Origin of the sequence: Rhizobium sp. WYCCWR10014 (genome assembly GCF_001657485.1) — a bacterium.
GTDB lineage: Bacteria > Pseudomonadota > Alphaproteobacteria > Rhizobiales > Rhizobiaceae > Rhizobium.
In genome coordinates, this window is record NZ_LXFU01000048.1 from 80,681 (window position 1) to 96,941 (window position 16,261).

At 61.8% G+C, this 16,261-nt stretch carries 16 protein-coding genes; 9 read left to right on the forward strand and 7 right to left on the reverse strand.

Going from position 1 to position 16,261, the window contains the following annotated elements:
- Window positions 1-2 precede the first annotated feature (2 nt).
- The 6 genes from A6U98_RS26395 to fabD form a co-directional block, all read right to left on the reverse strand.
- Window positions 3-890: a YicC/YloC family endoribonuclease gene (locus A6U98_RS26395; protein WP_064653947.1), complete on the reverse strand. Its 888-nt coding sequence runs from the start codon at window positions 888-890 to the stop codon at window positions 3-5.
- A gap of 18 nt (window positions 891-908) precedes the next feature.
- Window positions 909-2,126, reverse strand: coding sequence for an endolytic transglycosylase MltG (gene mltG / locus A6U98_RS26400; protein ID WP_064654161.1), 1,218 nt, complete (start codon window positions 2,124-2,126; stop codon window positions 909-911).
- Window positions 2,127-2,309: 183 nt separating this feature from the next.
- On the reverse strand, window positions 2,310-3,572 hold the full coding sequence (fabF, locus tag A6U98_RS26405; RefSeq protein ID WP_062942139.1) for a beta-ketoacyl-ACP synthase II: 1,263 nt from the start codon (window positions 3,570-3,572) through the stop codon (window positions 2,310-2,312).
- A 93-nt stretch (window positions 3,573-3,665) separates the two neighbouring features.
- Window positions 3,666-3,902: an acyl carrier protein gene (locus A6U98_RS26410; protein ID WP_003547058.1), complete on the reverse strand. Its 237-nt coding sequence runs from the start codon at window positions 3,900-3,902 to the stop codon at window positions 3,666-3,668.
- A gap of 286 nt (window positions 3,903-4,188) precedes the next feature.
- On the reverse strand, window positions 4,189-4,926 hold the full coding sequence (fabG, locus tag A6U98_RS26415) for a 3-oxoacyl-[acyl-carrier-protein] reductase (RefSeq protein WP_064653948.1): 738 nt from the start codon (window positions 4,924-4,926) through the stop codon (window positions 4,189-4,191).
- Between the two features lie 51 nt (window positions 4,927-4,977).
- Window positions 4,978-5,922, reverse strand: coding sequence for an ACP S-malonyltransferase (gene fabD, locus A6U98_RS26420; RefSeq protein ID WP_064653949.1), 945 nt, complete (start codon window positions 5,920-5,922; stop codon window positions 4,978-4,980).
- A 215-nt stretch (window positions 5,923-6,137) separates the two neighbouring features.
- Between fabD and A6U98_RS26425 the strand changes: the two genes are divergently transcribed.
- From A6U98_RS26425 to alr, 7 genes are all read left to right on the forward strand, one after another.
- On the forward strand, window positions 6,138-7,181 hold the full coding sequence (locus A6U98_RS26425; protein ID WP_064653950.1) for an aldo/keto reductase: 1,044 nt from the start codon (window positions 6,138-6,140) through the stop codon (window positions 7,179-7,181).
- A gap of 314 nt (window positions 7,182-7,495) precedes the next feature.
- Window positions 7,496-7,963 (forward strand): 30S ribosomal protein S6, encoded by a 468-nt coding sequence (gene rpsF, locus A6U98_RS26430; protein ID WP_003547040.1) that lies wholly within the window; start codon window positions 7,496-7,498, stop codon window positions 7,961-7,963.
- Window positions 7,964-7,977: 14 nt separating this feature from the next.
- Window positions 7,978-8,226: a 30S ribosomal protein S18 gene (gene rpsR, locus A6U98_RS26435; protein WP_003547038.1), complete on the forward strand. Its 249-nt coding sequence runs from the start codon at window positions 7,978-7,980 to the stop codon at window positions 8,224-8,226.
- A 159-nt stretch (window positions 8,227-8,385) separates the two neighbouring features.
- Complete coding sequence (locus tag A6U98_RS26440) at window positions 8,386-9,372, forward strand: hypothetical protein (RefSeq protein ID WP_027685266.1); 987 nt, start codon at window positions 8,386-8,388, stop codon at window positions 9,370-9,372.
- A 22-nt stretch (window positions 9,373-9,394) separates the two neighbouring features.
- Complete coding sequence (gene rplI, locus A6U98_RS26445) at window positions 9,395-9,973, forward strand: 50S ribosomal protein L9 (protein ID WP_064653951.1); 579 nt, start codon at window positions 9,395-9,397, stop codon at window positions 9,971-9,973.
- A 373-nt stretch (window positions 9,974-10,346) separates the two neighbouring features.
- Complete coding sequence (locus A6U98_RS26450) at window positions 10,347-11,843, forward strand: replicative DNA helicase (protein WP_064654162.1); 1,497 nt, start codon at window positions 10,347-10,349, stop codon at window positions 11,841-11,843.
- A gap of 190 nt (window positions 11,844-12,033) precedes the next feature.
- Complete coding sequence (gene alr / locus A6U98_RS26455) at window positions 12,034-13,194, forward strand: alanine racemase (RefSeq protein ID WP_064653952.1); 1,161 nt, start codon at window positions 12,034-12,036, stop codon at window positions 13,192-13,194.
- A gap of 10 nt (window positions 13,195-13,204) precedes the next feature.
- Here the strand turns inward: alr and A6U98_RS26460 are convergent, their stop codons facing one another.
- A complete protein-coding gene (locus A6U98_RS26460; protein WP_064653953.1) occupies window positions 13,205-13,840 on the reverse strand; it encodes a LysE family translocator in 636 nt (211 codons plus the stop codon).
- A 164-nt stretch (window positions 13,841-14,004) separates the two neighbouring features.
- On the opposite strand from A6U98_RS26460, the gene radA reads away from it, so the two are divergent.
- Both radA and A6U98_RS26470 read left to right on the forward strand, forming a co-directional pair.
- Entirely contained in the window at window positions 14,005-15,405 is a 1,401-nt protein-coding gene (gene radA / locus A6U98_RS26465) for a DNA repair protein RadA (protein ID WP_064653954.1), read from the forward strand.
- A 90-nt stretch (window positions 15,406-15,495) separates the two neighbouring features.
- A complete protein-coding gene (locus A6U98_RS26470) occupies window positions 15,496-16,122 on the forward strand; it encodes a CvpA family protein (protein ID WP_064653955.1) in 627 nt (208 codons plus the stop codon).
- Window positions 16,123-16,261 lie beyond the last annotated feature (139 nt).

Sequence of the window (16,261 nt, forward strand, 5' to 3'; positions counted from 1 at the left end):
TCTTACTCCAAATTCTGGACCTGCTCGCGGAACTGGTCGATCACGACTTTCAGCTCGATGCCGGCAGCGGTGACCGCCGAGGCATTCGACTTCGAGCAGATGGTATTCGATTCGCGGTTAAATTCCTGTGCAAGGAAGTCCAGCCGGCGCCCGGCAGGGCCACCTTTCACCAGGAGATCGCGCGCTGCGGCGATATGAGCCTTCAGACGATCGATTTCCTCGCGCAGATCCGCCTTGGTCGCCAACAGCGCGGCTTCGGCATGCAGCCTGTCGCGGTCGAGCGCGGCCATGCCGTCCATCAACAATGCGACCTGCGCGGCAAGCCGCGCGGCGATCTCCTGCGGCGAGCGCGATGGATCGGCCTCAATCGTCCGCGTCAGGCCCTCGATCGTCGTGACGTGGTCGTGAAGAATGCGGGCCAGCGCCGACCCTTCCTGTTCGCGCATAGCTCTCAGATCGGCAAGAGCGACCAGCAGGCCGGCAGCGATATCGGCGTCACGGGCGGCAAGCGCCTCCTCGCCATCCTCGCTTTCGCGGAATTCGACGATACCGCGCACCAGAAGCAGCGTATCGAGCTTCAGCGGCGCCGGATCGATGACACCGTCCAACTGCTCGCGCATGGCCAGCACGGCGGCAAGAGCCTCCTTGTTCAGCACCGCCTCGAAACGGTTTTCGTCGGCGCTGACGGATAGGGATGCCTGCAGGTTGCCGCGGCTGAAGCTTTCGCCGGCGAGGCGCCGGACCTCTGCCTCCATGCGTTCGAGGCCGGGCGGCAGGCGCAGGCGCAGGTCGAAGCCCTTGCCGTTGACCGAGCGCAGTTCCCATGCCCAGCGCCAGCGGCCACTCGTTCCCTCGCGCCGCGCAAAACCGGTCATGGACTGCAAAGCCATGCGTGCCTCCCGAAAGCCTCAGTTGATCTTCTTTTTCTTCGGTGGCGCGACGGTCGCGCCATTATCCGCCGGCTGCTCTTCCGGCTGGCCGTCGACTGCGATGTTCGGGTCCGAACCCTTGTCGGCTTCGAGCTTGCGCCAGCGCTTGACGTTGGCATTGTGCTCCTCGAGCGTCGCAGAGAAAACATGGCCACCGGTGCCGTCGGCGACGAAATAGAGATCCTGCGTCTTCCAGGGATTGGCGACGGCTTCCAGCGCATCCTTGCCGGGATTGGCGATCGGCGTCGGCGGCAGACCCTTGATTACATAGGTGTTGTAAGGTGTGTCCCGCTTGAGATCCGATTGGTAGATCGGCCGATCTGCGGGTTTGCCCTCACCGCCGAAAAGGCCGTAGATGATCGTCGGGTCGGATTGCAGGCGCATGCCCTTGCCGAGCCGGTTCAGGAAAACGGAGGCGACATGGGCTCGCTCGTCGGGAACGCCGGTTTCCTTTTCGACGATCGAGGCGAGTGTCACGAACTCTTCCTTGGATCGCAGAGGCAGCGACGAGTCGCGCTTGTCCCAGATCTGATCGACGAGCTTCTGCTGCGCAGCCGCCATCTGTTCGATGATTTCCGAGCGCTTGGTGCCGCGCGAGAATTTGTAGGTATCCGGACGCAGGCTGCCCTCGGTCGGCAGTGCCGCCGGCAAGTCGCCTTCCAGCACGGTATCCTGCAGCATGCGGTCGAACATCTGGCGGACCGTCAGTCCCTCGGGGAAGGAAACGGAATAGAGAATGGACTTGCCCGATTTCAGCAGCTCCATGATATCCCTCATGGAGGCCCTCGCCTTGATCTCGTATTCACCCGCCTTCAGGCTCTCACCGGCAGAAAGATGCGTTGCCGTCAGATAGCGGAAGATGCGGGCATCGCTGATGATCGCGTTGCGCTCGAGGTTCGAGGCGATTTCGGTCAGACCAGCGCCGCTGCGGACGATGAAATTGGTGTTGGTCTGCAGCGGACCCGGGTTCCGATAGGTCGATGTGGCGTAGTAGAAGCCGATGATGGCGACCACGCAGACCAGAACTGCCATCGTCATGATGAAGTTCAAGAAAAGAACGACCTGGCCGCGGGCTTTCTTGGACCGCTTGGGCGGCTCCGGAACGCGCTCCGGACGCAGGGCTTCGCTCGGCGACTTCGGGATAATCGGTCCCTTCTGCGCCTGGGTATCGTTGCTCTGGTTCGTCGTATCGCTCACCGGCAATCCTCTAAAACTTGACCCTCACTTCGCTATTTCGCGAAGCAATGCGGCAAAAGCAGGTTCTGCCGCCGTTCAACGACGCCGCTGCCGGTCGTTATGCTTTCGCACGCCCCCTCACGCAACGTAGAGGACGGGCGGTCTGCTGTGCAAGGGAGACCCTTCACACCGCTTGCAGGACTCTTATTGCGCGTAACGGCGCAGTACGAGCGACGCGTTCGTGCCACCGAATCCGAACGAGTTGGACAGCGCCACATTGATGTCTCGCTCACGCGCCTTGTGCGGAACAAGATCAATCGCCGTCTCCCGTTCGGGATTGTCGAGATTGAGCGTCGGCGGCGCGATATTGTCGCGAATGGCGAGCGTGGTGAAGATCGCCTCGATGGCGCCGGCAGCACCGAGAAGGTGTCCTGTCGCCGACTTGGTCGAGGACATGGAGATCTTCGACGCCGCATTGCCGACCAGCCGCTCGACGGCGCCGAGTTCGATCGTGTCGGCCATGGTCGAGGTACCGTGGGCATTGATGTAGTCGATATCGGCCGGCGTCAGCCCGGCGCGCTTCAGCGCCATTGCCATGCAGCGGCCGGCGCCCTCGCCGTCTTCGGATGGCGCGGTGATGTGATAGGCATCGCCCGACAGGCCGTAGCCGACGATTTCGGCGTAAATCCTGGCGCCGCGCGCCTTGGCGTGTTCCAGCTCCTCGAGCACGACGATGCCGGCGCCTTCGCCCATGACGAAGCCGTCGCGGTCGCGATCATAGGGACGCGACGCCTTCTGCGGATCGTCGTTGTGCTGGGTCGAGAGCGCCTTGCAGGCGGCAAAGCCTGCAAGCGAAATGCGGCTGACGGGGGATTCCGTGCCGCCGGCGACCATGACGTCGGCATCACCCAGCGCAATCAACCGCGCAGCATCGCCGATCGCATGCGCACCCGTCGAGCAGGCGGTGACGACCGAATGATTGGGTCCGCGCAGCTTGTGGCGGATCGAGACCTGGCCGGAGACTAGGTTGATCAGGCGGCCGGGAATGAAGAAAGGGGAGATGCGGCGCGGGCCTTTGTCGCGCAGGGTGTAACCCGCCTCGACGATGCCTTCGATGCCGCCGATGCCGGAGCCGATCAGCACGCCGGTGGCGATCTGGTCTTCATCGGTTTCAGGATGCCAGCCGGCATCGGCAAGCGCCATGTCGGCGGCGGCCATGCCGTAGATGATGAAGGGATCGACCTTGCGCTGCTCCTTCGGCTCCATCCACTGATCGACATTGAAGGTGCCGTCGGTGCCGTCACCGATAGGAATACGGCAGGCGATCTTGGCGGGAAGGTCGTCGACCTCGAATTCGGTGACGAGGCGGGCGCCGTTCTGACCGGCAAGCAGCCGGGACCACGTCACCTCGGTTCCGCATCCCAAGGGTGATACCATGCCGGTACCAGTGATGACGACACGTCTCATCGCGTGCTTCCCCCCGTCTCTTATGTTCTATGGAGAAATATGCCGAAAAGAAAAGGGCGGACTCCAGGCCCGCCCTTTCTCAAATTCACAGGATCAGGCCTGGGCCTTCTCAATAAACTTCACTGCATCGCCGACCGTCAGGATCGAGTCGGCAGCGTCGTCAGGAATTTCAACGCCGAATTCTTCTTCGAAAGCCATGACAAGTTCGACCGTGTCGAGCGAGTCAGCGCCCAGATCGTCGATAAAGCTGGCGCTCTCGACGACCTTGTCGGCATCAACGCCAAGATGATCAATAACAATTTTCTTTACGCGTTCTGCGATATCGCTCATGTCGGTTTCCTCGACCTTATGTCCTGATCGGAATGCCATCACGGCACCCCTACCCTGTTTCAGCCTGCGATGTTTTCAGACATCCCCGGCAAACTCGTTTACCCGGCTTCAGAGATGTCCCAGGCTTGCAAAAAGCCCGCCGGTCCGTCTGCTTTCTCGGGACGACTGTTCACAGTCATGGCCCGCTTAACATGCTTTATGTCTGCCGCAAAGCCAGAAAATCAACGGTTCGTGATTGCTCAACATGCTATTGGCAGAATTATTCCCATGCCAACAGTTTGTCGTTTCAGATCATCGCCATGCCGCCGTTTACGTGCAGCGTCTGGCCCGTCATATAGGCAGCCTCGGAGGACGCAAGGTAAGCAACCGCCGAAGCGACCTCGCCACCCGTACCCATGCGCTTCATCGGGATCGCCCCCATGATCGCTTCCTTCTGCTTGTCGTTCAGCTTGCCGGTCATGGCGCTCTCGATGAAACCGGGTGCGACGCAGTTGACCGTCACGTTGCGGGTGGCAATTTCCTGCGCCAAGGACTTGGTGAAGCCGATCATGCCGGCCTTGGAGGCGCAGTAATTGGCCTGGCCCGGATTACCGGTGACGCCGACGACGGAGGTGATGTTGATGATGCGGCCATAGCGGCGGCGCATCATCGGATGCGTCAATTCGCGCGTCAGGCGGAAGGTCGATGTCAGGTTTACTTCGAGGACGGCGTCCCAGTCCTCGTCGCTCATGCGCACGAAGAGGCCGTCGCGGGTGATGCCGGCATTGTTGACGAGGATGTCGACGCCTTCGAGGTCGGCTTCGGCCTTCTGGCCAAGCGCCTTGACCTCATCACGGTCAGAGAGGTTCGCCGGGAAGATCTTGACGCGCTCGCCGAGATCGGCGGCCAGCGCTTCCAGTTTCTCGACGCGGGTACCGTGCAGGCCGACGATGGCGCCCTGCTTATGAAGAAGGCGGGCGATTTCCTCGCCGATACCGCCCGATGCGCCTGTGACGAGAGCCTTGCGGCCGGAGAGATCGAGCATGGAAACGTTCCTTATAACAGGGACACCAAATCCGGTGTCCGGAGATACCAATCAGGCCATGAGGGCGGCGACGGCCGCGTCGATATCCGCCGGACCGTTGACGGAGATGCCGTTGATCGTCTTGTCGATGCGGCGGGCAAGGCCGGTCAGCACCTTGCCGGAGCCGAGTTCATAAAGCGTCGTCACGCCATTTCCGGCGAACCATTCCACCGTCTCGCGCCAGCGGACCTGACCGGTTACCTGCTCGACCAGCAGGCTGGCGATCTCGTTAGCGCCGGTCACCGGGGCGGCACGGACATTGGCGATGACAGGCACGACGGGGTCGGACTTGGCGACTTTTGCCAGCGCTTCGCGCATGGCGTCGGCGGCCGGCGCCATCAGCGTCGAATGGAATGGAGCAGAGACCGGCAGCAGAATGGCGCGCTTGGCGCCCTTGTCGGTCGCAAGACCGGCCGCCTTTTCGACGGCTGCCTTCTCGCCCGAGATGACAATCTGGCCGCCGCCATTGTCGTTGGCAATCTGGCAGGCGCCGATAGCGGCCGCTGCCTCACAGACGGCAATGACGTCGGCATGTTCGAGGCCGATGATCGCGGCCATGGCGCCGACGCCGACGGGGACGGCGGCCTGCATGGCATTGCCGCGGATGCGCAACAGCCGCGCGGTGTCGGCGAGCGAAAAGGTGCCGGCGGCGCAAAGTGCCGAATATTCGCCGAGTGAGTGGCCGGCGACGTAGGCGACCTTGGACTTCAGATCCAGCCCTTTGGCCTCCAGAACGCGGACGACGGCGATCGAGACGGCCATCAGCGCCGGCTGTGCGTTCGCCGTCAAAGTCAACGTATCCTCGGGACCGTTGAACATGACGTCCGATAGCTTTTCACCGAGCGCCTCATCGACCTCTTGGAAAACGGCGCGGGCCTCCGTGAAATTCTCGGCGAGATCCTTGCCCATGCCGACGGCTTGACTGCCCTGACCGGGAAAAGTGAAAGCAATGGTCATTCTCATGTTCCCTGGCTCATGCCACTGAATACGCCCCTTGAGGCTGTTTTGCCTCCAATTGACATTCTTTCCGGCAGAGTCAAGTGGCGGCTCATTCTCCGCAAAGCCTTTCGCGCTGGCGCAAAAGCCCGGTTTTTGCTCTTGCGCTCCGCCAAATCCAGCCTAGATTTGCGCGGACCTCCCCAAGGCTTTCACCTCTCTCCCAAGGTTTTTCCATGAAGTATAATTCACTAGGCCGCACCGAGATTTCCGTTTCAGAGATTTGCCTTGGCACCATGACCTGGGGTTCGCAGAACAGCGAAGCCGATGCGCATGCACAGATGGATTACGCCGTCGAAAAGGGCGTCAATTTCTTCGATACGGCCGAGCTTTATCCGACCACCCCGATTTCGGCCGCGACGCAGGGCCGGACGGAAGACTATATCGGCAGCTGGTTCAAGAAGACCAGCAAGCGCGGCGATATCGTGCTCGCCACCAAGGTCGCTGGCCGCGGCCGCGACTATATACGCGGCGGCGAAGGTGCCGATGCGAAGAATATCCGCCTGGCGCTCGAGGCCAGCCTGACGCGGCTGAAGACCGATTACATCGACCTCTACCAGATCCACTGGCCGAACCGCGGCCATTTCCATTTCCGCCAGAACTGGAGCTACAATCCCTTCAATCAGGATCGCAACAAGACCGTCGCCAATATGCTCGACATCCTGGAAACCCTCGGCGCGCTGGTGAAGGAAGGCAAGATCCGCGCGATCGGCCTTTCCAACGAAACCACCTGGGGCATACAGAAATATCTGACGCTCTCCGAACAGAAGAGCCTGCCGCGGGTCGCCAGCGTCCAGAACGAATACAACCTGCTCTACCGCCATTTCGATCTCGATCTCGCCGAACTCTCGCATCATGAGGATGTCGGGCTGCTCGCCTATTCGCCGCTCGCCGGTGGCATCCTCTCCGGCAAATATATCGACGGCGGCAGGCCGAAGGGTTCGCGCGGTTCGATCAACCACGATATCGGCGGCCGCCTGCAGCCGCTGCAGGAGCCGGCGACCAAAGCCTATCTGGAGATCGCCGCAACATACGGCCTCGACCCGGCCGCAATGGCGCTCGCCTTCTGCCTGTCACGTCCCTTCATGGCCTCGGTCATCATCGGCGCGACCTCGATGGAGCAGTTGAAAATCGATATCGGCGCGGCCGACATTACGCTTTCGAACGAGATCCTGGCGGAAATCGCCAAGGTGCACCGGCAGTATCCGCTGACGCTTTGATCCTATTTGTTTGGCGCCTTCCCGATGCCGACCATTGGCCGGCATCGGGTTCGGGTGTCCGATTGCGCTTGCCTTTGCCCAAAAAATCCGTATAAGCCGCCCTGTTCGTTAACCCGGTCTTCTGGCTGGTGGCTGAACGGAGGGCCGGTTTCCTCTCGAAATCGTTCGGAACGGAAGCGTTCCAGCCTCCCGTGTCTCCGCTCTCGACCGTCTCGGAAACGCTTTCTTGCCTGGGTTCGCCCAATCAGGAGCAGTCGTTGAGGCTTAGCCGCCGAATATCGGGTTGAACCAAACGCAAGAAAGGCAAAGCTGTCATGGCTCTTTATGAACATGTATTCCTTGCCCGGCAGGATATTTCCGCTCAGCAGGTCGATGCCCTCGTAGAACAGTACAAGGGTGTGATCGAAGCGAATGGCGGTAAGGTCGGGCGTATCGAGAACTGGGGCCTCAAGTCCCTCACCTACCGCATCAAGAAGAACCGCAAGGCGCACTACGCCCTGATGGACATCGATGCACCGGCTGCTGCCGTCCAGGAAATGGAACGTCAGATGCGCATCAGCGAAGACGTTCTTCGCTACATGACGATCGCCGTCGAGAAGCATGAAGAAGGTCCGTCTGCCATGATGCAGAAGCGCGACCGTGACGACCGTCCGCGCGAAGGCGGCCGTGGCCCGCGTGAAGGCGGCTTCGGCGATCGCGACCGCGGCCCGCGTCCGCCACGTGAAGGTGGCTTTGGCGACCGCGACGACCGTCCGCGCCGTCCGCGCGAAGACCGTGTATAAGGGAGATCTGAGATATGTCTGAAACTTCCTCCGCTCCGGTCCGCCGCCCGTTCCATCGCCGCCGCAAGACCTGCCCGTTCTCCGGCGCCAACGCGCCGCGGATCGACTACAAGGACGTACGCCTGCTGCAGCGCTACATTTCCGAGCGCGGCAAGATCGTTCCGTCCCGCATCACGGCCGTTTCCCAGAAGAAGCAGCGCGAACTCGCCCAGGCGATCAAGCGCGCCCGTTTCCTCGGCCTGCTGCCCTACGTCGTCGCCTGATCATCGGCCGACGCACACACCCTTGAGGGAAGGCATTCGTGCCTTCCCTTCTCCCTTCCGCGATGGGCGCGGATCGGAATTCTTAAAACCCATGTTGAGACGTTTCTGAATTCGATTCAGCAACATCCTCTAACTGCTTGATGAAGCAGGACAGCGACCTTGAAACGACCGAACATTAAAACGCTGCTGATCGGCGCACTCGCCGGATTGACCGCCGCCCTGCTGGTGCTGGGCGCGAGCATGCAGCCGTCGTTTTTCAGCGCGCTTCTCTACACGGCCTCGGCTCTGCCGATCCTCATCGTCGGGCTCGGCTGGGGCAATACCGCCGCGGTCTCGGCCGTCGTCAGCGCCGCGGCACTCGGCGCGATCTTGATCTCGCCTTCCTTCGCGCTGATCATGACGATGGTGACGCTGCTGCCGGCCGGTTGGCTCAGCCATCTCGCCAATCTGGCGCGTCCGGCCGCCGAACTTGGCGGCCCCGACCATCTGCTTGCCTGGTATCCGCTCTCCGATATCCTGCTGCATCTCTGCGGTCTGGTGACGCTCGCCGTCATCGTCATCGGCGTGATCATCGGCTACGGACCTGAGATCACCGATCCGATCGTCGATCTGCTGATCACCTCGCTCAAGCAGCAGCAGCCGGAATTCATGCCCGATCCGGCAGCGACCGCGCAGACCAAGTCGCTGATCCTGCTGATGCTGCCGGCATTGCAGGGCGGCATGTGGGTCGCCATGCTGTTTGCCGCCTATTACTTCGCCGTGCGCATCGTTGCAGCGTCCGGCCGCGGCCTTCGTCCGCGCGAGGATATTCCCTCGTCGCTGCGCATGAACCGCAACTCGATCTTCATCTTCCTGGCCGGGCTTGCCGCCTGCTTCTTCGGCGGCGTTCCGGCACTGGTCGGTGCGACGGTGATCGGCGCCTTCGGCGCCGGCTTCATGCTTTCCGGTTTCGCCTCGCTGCATTTCCGCACGCGCGGCAAGGACTGGCGCATACCAGCCCTCATCCTCTGCTATCTGGCCTCGATGCTCATGCTGCTGCCAGCTCTCCTCATCCTCGTCCTCGGTCTCAGCGATACCCGCAAGGCGATCGCACTGACCCCGACGAAAGATGCCGATGCCCCCAAACAATCCGATACGAAAATCTGAGACACAAGAAAGGAAAAAGAAAATGGAAGTCATCCTTCTCGAACGCATCTCCAAGCTCGGCCAGATGGGCGAAACCGTAAAGGTTCGCGACGGCTTTGCCCGTAACTACCTGCTGCCGCTCGGCAAGGCGCTGCGCGCCAATGCCGCCAACAAGACCCGCTTCGAAGCCGAGCGCGCGACGCTCGAAGCCCGCAACCTCGAGCGCAAGTCGGAAGCCCAGACGGTCGCCGATGTTCTCGACGGCAAGTCCTTCATCGTCGTGCGCTCCGCCGGCGAAACCGGCCAGCTCTACGGTTCGGTTGCTGCCCGTGACGTCGTCGAGATTCTCGCCGCCGAAGGCTTCAACATCGGCCGCAACCAGGTTCACCTCAACACGCCGATCAAATCGATCGGCCTGCACAAGGTCGAGCTGCAGCTGCATGCCGAAGTCGAAATCCACGTCGAGCTGAACGTTGCCCGTTCGGCCGATGAGGCAGAGCGCCAGTCCAAGGGCGAAGAACTCACCTCGGTCGACGCGATCTACGGCGTCGACGAAGACGCGCTGCGTCCGGAAGACTTCTTCGATCCGGAAGCCGACGGCGTCGACGAAGACGAAGCATAATTCTCGTCGGAGCGATCCGCGTGAAGGAAAGCCCGGCCACCGCGCCGGGCTTTTTCGTTTCCATCCCTTCGATATGAGCCGCCGATCGCCTCGCTTCTTTTAAGGGGATTCCGGATGTTTTTGCTGCGTGCCTTATCGCATCACGCTAAAGTAGCGTTCTCCGAAACGGATGGGCTGAGTCGGCGCCATGCCGTGTCGTGCGGGTGACACTGCCAGTATTTCTCCTTTGTGTCGCCCAAGACTGTGGAGAAGTCGAACAACGTGCACAGCGTTCAGGATTTAGGCGAAGCGAGCCCCCGCTCCTTTCGTAGCCTCTTGATTTTCGCGTCCGGAATTGCAACTCCGGAACTGGAAAAAGACAGAACGGATGATGATGAACGACGCCGCTCGAAAGATTACAGCTGTTGCCTCGTCAGAGCAGCATTATCGCGAAGCACCCAACAACATCGAAGCCGAGCAGGCGCTTCTGGGTGCGATCCTGATGAACAACGACGCCTATTACCGGGTGTCGGACTTCCTCAAGCCGATCCATCTCTATGAGCCGCTGCACCGGAAGATCTTCGAGGTTGCCGGCGATATCATCCGCATGGGCAAGATCGCCAATCCGGTGACGATCAAGACCTTCCTGAAAGCCGACGAGAAAGTCGGCGACATGACGGTTTCGCAATATCTGGCGAGCCTCGTCAGCAATGCCGTCACCGTCATCAATGCCGAGGATTACGGCCGGGCGATCTACGATCTGGCGCTGCGCCGGGCGCTGATCACCATCGGCGAGGACGTCGTCAACATCGCCTATGACGCGCCGCTCGACATGCCGCCGCAGTCGCAGATCGAGGATACGGAACGCCGCCTCTTCGAACTGGCGGAGAACGGCCGCTACGACGGCGGCTTCCAGGCTTTCAACGATGCGGTTGCGCTGGCGATCGACATGGCGGCTGTCGCCAAGGAGCGTGACGGCGGGCTTTCCGGCATTTCCACCGGGATCCATTCGCTGGATTCCAAGATGGGCGGCCTGCAGCGGTCGGACTTGATCGTGCTTGCCGGACGCCCCGGCATGGGCAAGACCTCGCTTGCCACCAACATCGCCTACAATATCGCCGCCGCCTACGAAGGCGAAGTCCAGTCGGACGGCAGCATGAAGGCAAAGAACGGCGGCGTCGTCGGCTTCTATTCGCTCGAAATGTCGTCCGAGCAGCTCGCCACCCGTATCATCTCCGAACAGACCGAAGTCTCCTCCTCGAAGATCCGCCGCGGTGACATCAACGATGCCGATTTCGAAAAGCTCGTCGCCTGCTCGATGATGATGCAGAAGGTGCCGCTCTTTATCGACCAGACCGGCGGCATCTCGATCGCCCAGCTTTCGGCCCGCGCGCGCCGTCTGAAGCGCCAGCGGGGCCTCGACGTGCTTGTGGTCGACTACATTCAGCTGATGACCGGCTCGGGCAAATCCAGCGACAACCGCGTGCAGGAAATCACCCAGATCACCACCGGCCTCAAGGCGCTCGGCAAGGAGCTCAACGTTCCGATCATCGCGCTCTCGCAGCTCTCGCGTCAGGTCGAAAGCCGCGACGACAAGCGGCCGCAGCTGTCCGACCTTCGCGAATCCGGCTCGATCGAGCAGGATGCCGACGTCGTGCTATTCGTGTTCCGCGAGGAATATTACGTCAAGAATTCGGAGCCGCGCGACATCCACGATCCGAAATATCCGGAATGGGAAGCGCTGTTCGATAAGGTGAAGGGCACGGCCGACGTCATCATCGCCAAGCAGCGCCACGGGCCGACGGGCACGGTGAAACTCGCCTTCCAGTCAGAATTCACGCGCTTTGCCGATCTCGCCGATCCCTCCTTCACCCAATATGAAGAGCACTGATCGTGGGCCGGTGCTGCAACGCAGCGGCCGGACTTTCCCCCGACAATATTGACCTCTAGCCGCGTCGTATGCGACGCGGTTAGAGGTCTTTTCTTTATGAAGTCGTCCTCCCAAAACCGCTGCGCACTTTTGGGCGACTTGCAGTAAACTGACCGGAGCATCCTTCTCCGGCCTCTTTTCGAGGTGGATCATGAGCGAATTTTTCGACGCCCCCGAAGACGACAATTTTGCCTCAGCAGGCCTGCGGCTGACCGTCGACTTGACGGCTCTGACGGAGAACTGGCGCGACATGGCGCGCCGCTCGGGTGCGGCGCGCGCCTCGGCGGTGGTCAAGGCGGATGCTTACGGCATGGGGATCGAGGATGCGGGCGAAGCGCTCTATATGGCCGGCACGCGCGACTTCTTCGTCGCGACCGTCGACGAGGGCGTGACGCTTCGCCTCTATGCGCCGGAGGCGCGCATCTTCGTGCTCTCAGGCATCTGGCCAGGAACTGAGCGGCGCTTCTTCGACAATGATCTGGTGCCGGTGATTTCCTCTGACGAACAGCTCGCCTTCTGGATGGCGGTGCTTGCCGATTACGGCGACTACCCCTGCGCGCTGCATGTCGATACCGGCTTCAATCGGCTCGGATTGCATATCGACGATGCGATCGCGCTCGCCGACGACGTCTCACGGCCGGCGAGCTTCGCGCCCGTGCTTGTCATGAGCCACCTCGCCTGCGCCGACGATCCCACCCATGCGATGAACCGGCAGCAGCTCGAATCATTCCACAGGGTTAGCGCCGCTTATGAAGGCATCGATTCAAGTCTTGCTGCATCGGCCGGCATCTTTCTCGGCGAGGATTATCACTTCGACCTGACCCGCCCCGGCATCGCGCTCTACGGCGGCGAAGCGGTCAGCGGCATGGCGAACCCGATGCGGCCGGTGGCGACGGCGGAAGCGCGCATCATCCAGGTGCGAAATGTCGAGGCCGGCGAGACCGTCAGCTATGGGCGGGCGCTGCAGCTCAACCGCAAAAGCCGGCTGGCGATCGCCTCGGCCGGTTATGCCGACGGCTATATGCGCAGCCAGTCGAGCGGTGGCGTGCCGCTGCGCCAAGCGGTGCCGCAAGGTGGGCAAGGCTTCATCGCCGGACACAAGGTGCCGGTTGCCGGCCGCATCACCATGGACCTGACGATCTTCGATATCACCGACCTGCCGGACAACGCCGTGCGCGCCGGGGATTATGTCGAGCTGTTCGGAAAGAACATGCCGGTGGACGATGTGGCGCGGACATCCGGCACGATCGGATACGAGATCCTGACCAGCATGGGGCTCCGCCACGAGCGGCGCTATGTCGCCGAGGAGTAGAGTTCGCCCGTCAACGGCTGCTGAGGGCGAGACGGACGCCGAGCGCCACGAAAAGCGCACCGAGGCCGCGATCGAGCCATAGGCCGACTTTCTGATTATGCCTGAGCGCATCGGCAAGGCGCCCGCCGAGAAGGACGAGCGGCGGCTCGATGAAGGCAGCGACGACAATGATGAGCCCGCCATGCAGCAGGAGTTGGGCCCATGCCGGTCCTGCCCCTTCGACGACGAATTGCGGCAGGAAGGCCAGGAAGAATATCGCCACTTTCGGATTGAGCAGCGACACCAGGATTCCCTGCCGGTAGATTTTTGCAACCGGCAAACTTTCACCGGAAGCCCTTGTCAGGCCATTGCCGCCACGGGAGCGCAAAGCCTGAATGCCGAGCCAGACCAGATAGGCGGCGCCGATCCATTTGACTGCGGAGAAGGCGACGGCGGAAGCGGCAAGTATGGCCGAGAGGCCGAGTGCCGCCATCAGTACATGCAGGCAGGCGCCGGACCAGACACCGAACAGCGCGGAAAAACCGGCACGTTTTCCGCCTCTCATCGTGTGACCGAGGATGAAGGCGATGTCGGGGCCGGGCGAGAGGTTGAGCAAAACCGCAGCCGACAGAAATGCAAGCCAGTGCGCGAGCGAATAATCGAACATCTTCCACCGTTCCGGATGACTAGGAGCAAAGGATAGGCACAGGGCGCGCTGATGGGGAAATCATTAGTTTTGATCCGTCGCGATAGCCATTATCTCAAGCACGACAATGATTCGGTGAAGCGGTGCGTCGTTTCATTCAGGAACCCGGACTGAAAGAGTATTTGATGGCGAAGGCCAGAACACAATTCATCTGCCAGAGTTGCGGCACGGTTCACAACCGCTGGGCGGGCAAATGCGAGAACTGCGGCGAATGGAACACCATCGTCGAGGAGGACCCGATGGGCGGGATCGGCTCCGGTCCCGGCAAGACGCCGAAAAAGGGCCGCCCGGTGGCGCTGACGGCGCTGTCAGGCGAGATCGAGGAGGCACCGCGCATCCATACCGCGATGTCGGAGCTCGACCGGGCGCTCGGCGGCGGCTTCGTGCGCGGGTCGGCCGTGCTGATCGGCGGCGATCCGGGCATCGGCAAATCGACGCTGCTGATGCAGGCAGCCGCCGCCCTTGCGCGGCGCGGCCACAAGATCATCTACGTCTCCGGCGAAGAAGCCGTGGCGCAGGTCCGGCTGCGGGCGCAACGCCTTGCGGCGGCCGATACCGACGTAATGCTGGCGGCAGAAACCAATGTCGAGGATATTCTGGCGACGCTCGCCGAGGGTAAGCGGCCAGACCTCGTCATCATCGATTCCATCCAGACGCTGTGGAGCGAACTTGCCGAATCGGCGCCGGGAACGGTGACGCAGGTGCGCACCGGCGTCCAGGCAATGATCCGTTTCGCCAAGCAGACGGGCGCCGCCATGGTGCTCGTCGGGCATGTGACCAAGGACGGACAGATCGCCGGGCCGCGCGTCGTCGAGCACATGGTCGATGCCGTGCTTTATTTCGAAGGCGATCGTGGCCATCACTACCGCATCCTGCGCACGGTCAAGAACCGCTTCGGCCCGACCGACGAGATCGGCGTCTTCGAAATGTCAGACAAAGGCTTACGCGAAGTCGCCAACCCCTCGGAACTCTTCCTCGGCGAGCGCAACGAAAAATCGCCGGGTGCTGCCGTCTTCGCCGGTATGGAGGGCACCCGCCCCATTCTCGTCGAGGTGCAGGCGCTGGTGGCCCCAACCTCGCTCGGCACGCCGCGGCGCGCCGTGGTCGGGTGGGATGCGGCCCGGCTGTCGATGATCCTCGCAGTGCTTGAGGCCCATTGCGGCGTCCGGCTCGGCCAGCACGACGTCTACCTCAACGTCGCCGGCGGTTACCGTATCTCGGAACCGGCGGCCGATCTTGCCGTCGCCTCAGCGCTCGTTTCCTCGCTTGCCGGTATTGCCCTTCCAGCCGATTGCGTCTATTTCGGCGAAGTCAGCCTGTCGGGCGCCATCCGACCGGTTGCGCACACCGCCCAGCGCCTCAAGGAAGCCGAGAAGCTGGGTTTTTCCGCAGCACTGCTTCCATCCGCCTCCGCCGAACTGCCGAAGGGCTCCAGCGGGCGCTGGAGCGAAGTCGGAAGCCTGCCGGATCTGGTCGCGCGCATCGCCGGATCGAAGGGCGCGCTGCGTGTGGAAGACGACGTTTGATCCTTTCATTGCCGGGAATGGTAATGATATAGGAGGCACACGATAAGGCACGACACGGCCGCCAAGCGGCAGTCCTGGAGTTGAATTTACATGCCCATTACGATTTTCGACGGTATTGTCATCGGCGTCGTGCTCTTCTCCGCCGTGCTGGCGATGGTCCGCGGCTTTTCACGCGAGATTCTTTCGATCGCGAGCTGGGGTGGTTCGGCGGCGGCCGCCTATTACCTCTATCCGTACCTGCTGCCCTATGCGAAAAAATATACCGATGACGACCGCATCGCGATCGTCGGTTCGGCAGCGGTCGTCTTCCTGATCGCGCTCATCGTCATCTCCTTCATCACGATGAAGATCGCAGATTTCATCATCGACAGCCGCGTCGGCGCGCTCGACCGCACGCTCGGCTTCCTGTTCGGGGCAGCGCGCGGCGTACTGCTCCTGGTCGTCGCCGTCGCCTTCTGGAACTGGCTGGTCGATGTCGATCACCGTCCGGCCTGGGTCAACGAAGCGAAGTCGAAACCTTTCCTGGATTCGATGGTCGTAAAGCTGAAATCGGTTCTGCCGGAGCAATTTGCCCAGATGATACCGGAAAGCATCCGTGATAAGCTGCAGCCGCCGGCACAGGGCGCCGAAGGTACCACTCCGCCGACGGCCGACCAGGCTCCGGCGGAAGATGCACCGACCGCGCCCGCCGACGGCGCGCAGCAGCCGGCGAATTGACACAGTGTTCAAGAGCTTGACCCGCCATCCGGCAATCGCCATTTGAGCGGAACGCGAAATGAGGGTCCGGCCGAGCATTCCAGCTCCGCCGGGCTCAGCTATTTCTGGAAATGCCGATCCATTCTTGTGAGAGCAGAGG

Coding starts and splice junctions, on each gene's coding strand:
- A6U98_RS26395 (WP_064653947.1), bottom strand. CDS start 890: ATGGCTTTGCAGTCCATGACCGGTTTTGCGCGGCGCGAGGGAACGAGT.
- fabF (WP_062942139.1), bottom strand. CDS start 3,572: ATGAGACGTGTCGTCATCACTGGTACCGGCATGGTATCACCCTTGGGA.
- A6U98_RS26410 (WP_003547058.1), bottom strand. CDS start 3,902: ATGAGCGATATCGCAGAACGCGTAAAGAAAATTGTTATTGATCATCTT.
- fabG (WP_064653948.1), bottom strand. CDS start 4,926: ATGCTCGATCTCTCCGGCCGCAAGGCTCTCGTCACAGGCGCATCGGGC.
- fabD (WP_064653949.1), bottom strand. CDS start 5,922: ATGACCATTGCTTTCACTTTTCCCGGTCAGGGCAGTCAAGCCGTCGGC.
- A6U98_RS26425 (WP_064653950.1), top strand. CDS start 6,138: ATGAAGTATAATTCACTAGGCCGCACCGAGATTTCCGTTTCAGAGATT.
- rpsF (WP_003547040.1), top strand. CDS start 7,496: ATGGCTCTTTATGAACATGTATTCCTTGCCCGGCAGGATATTTCCGCT.
- rpsR (WP_003547038.1), top strand. CDS start 7,978: ATGTCTGAAACTTCCTCCGCTCCGGTCCGCCGCCCGTTCCATCGCCGC.
- rplI (WP_064653951.1), top strand. CDS start 9,395: ATGGAAGTCATCCTTCTCGAACGCATCTCCAAGCTCGGCCAGATGGGC.
- A6U98_RS26450 (WP_064654162.1), top strand. CDS start 10,347: ATGAACGACGCCGCTCGAAAGATTACAGCTGTTGCCTCGTCAGAGCAG.
- alr (WP_064653952.1), top strand. CDS start 12,034: ATGAGCGAATTTTTCGACGCCCCCGAAGACGACAATTTTGCCTCAGCA.
- A6U98_RS26460 (WP_064653953.1), bottom strand. CDS start 13,840: ATGTTCGATTATTCGCTCGCGCACTGGCTTGCATTTCTGTCGGCTGCG.
- radA (WP_064653954.1), top strand. CDS start 14,005: ATGGCGAAGGCCAGAACACAATTCATCTGCCAGAGTTGCGGCACGGTT.
- A6U98_RS26470 (WP_064653955.1), top strand. CDS start 15,496: ATGCCCATTACGATTTTCGACGGTATTGTCATCGGCGTCGTGCTCTTC.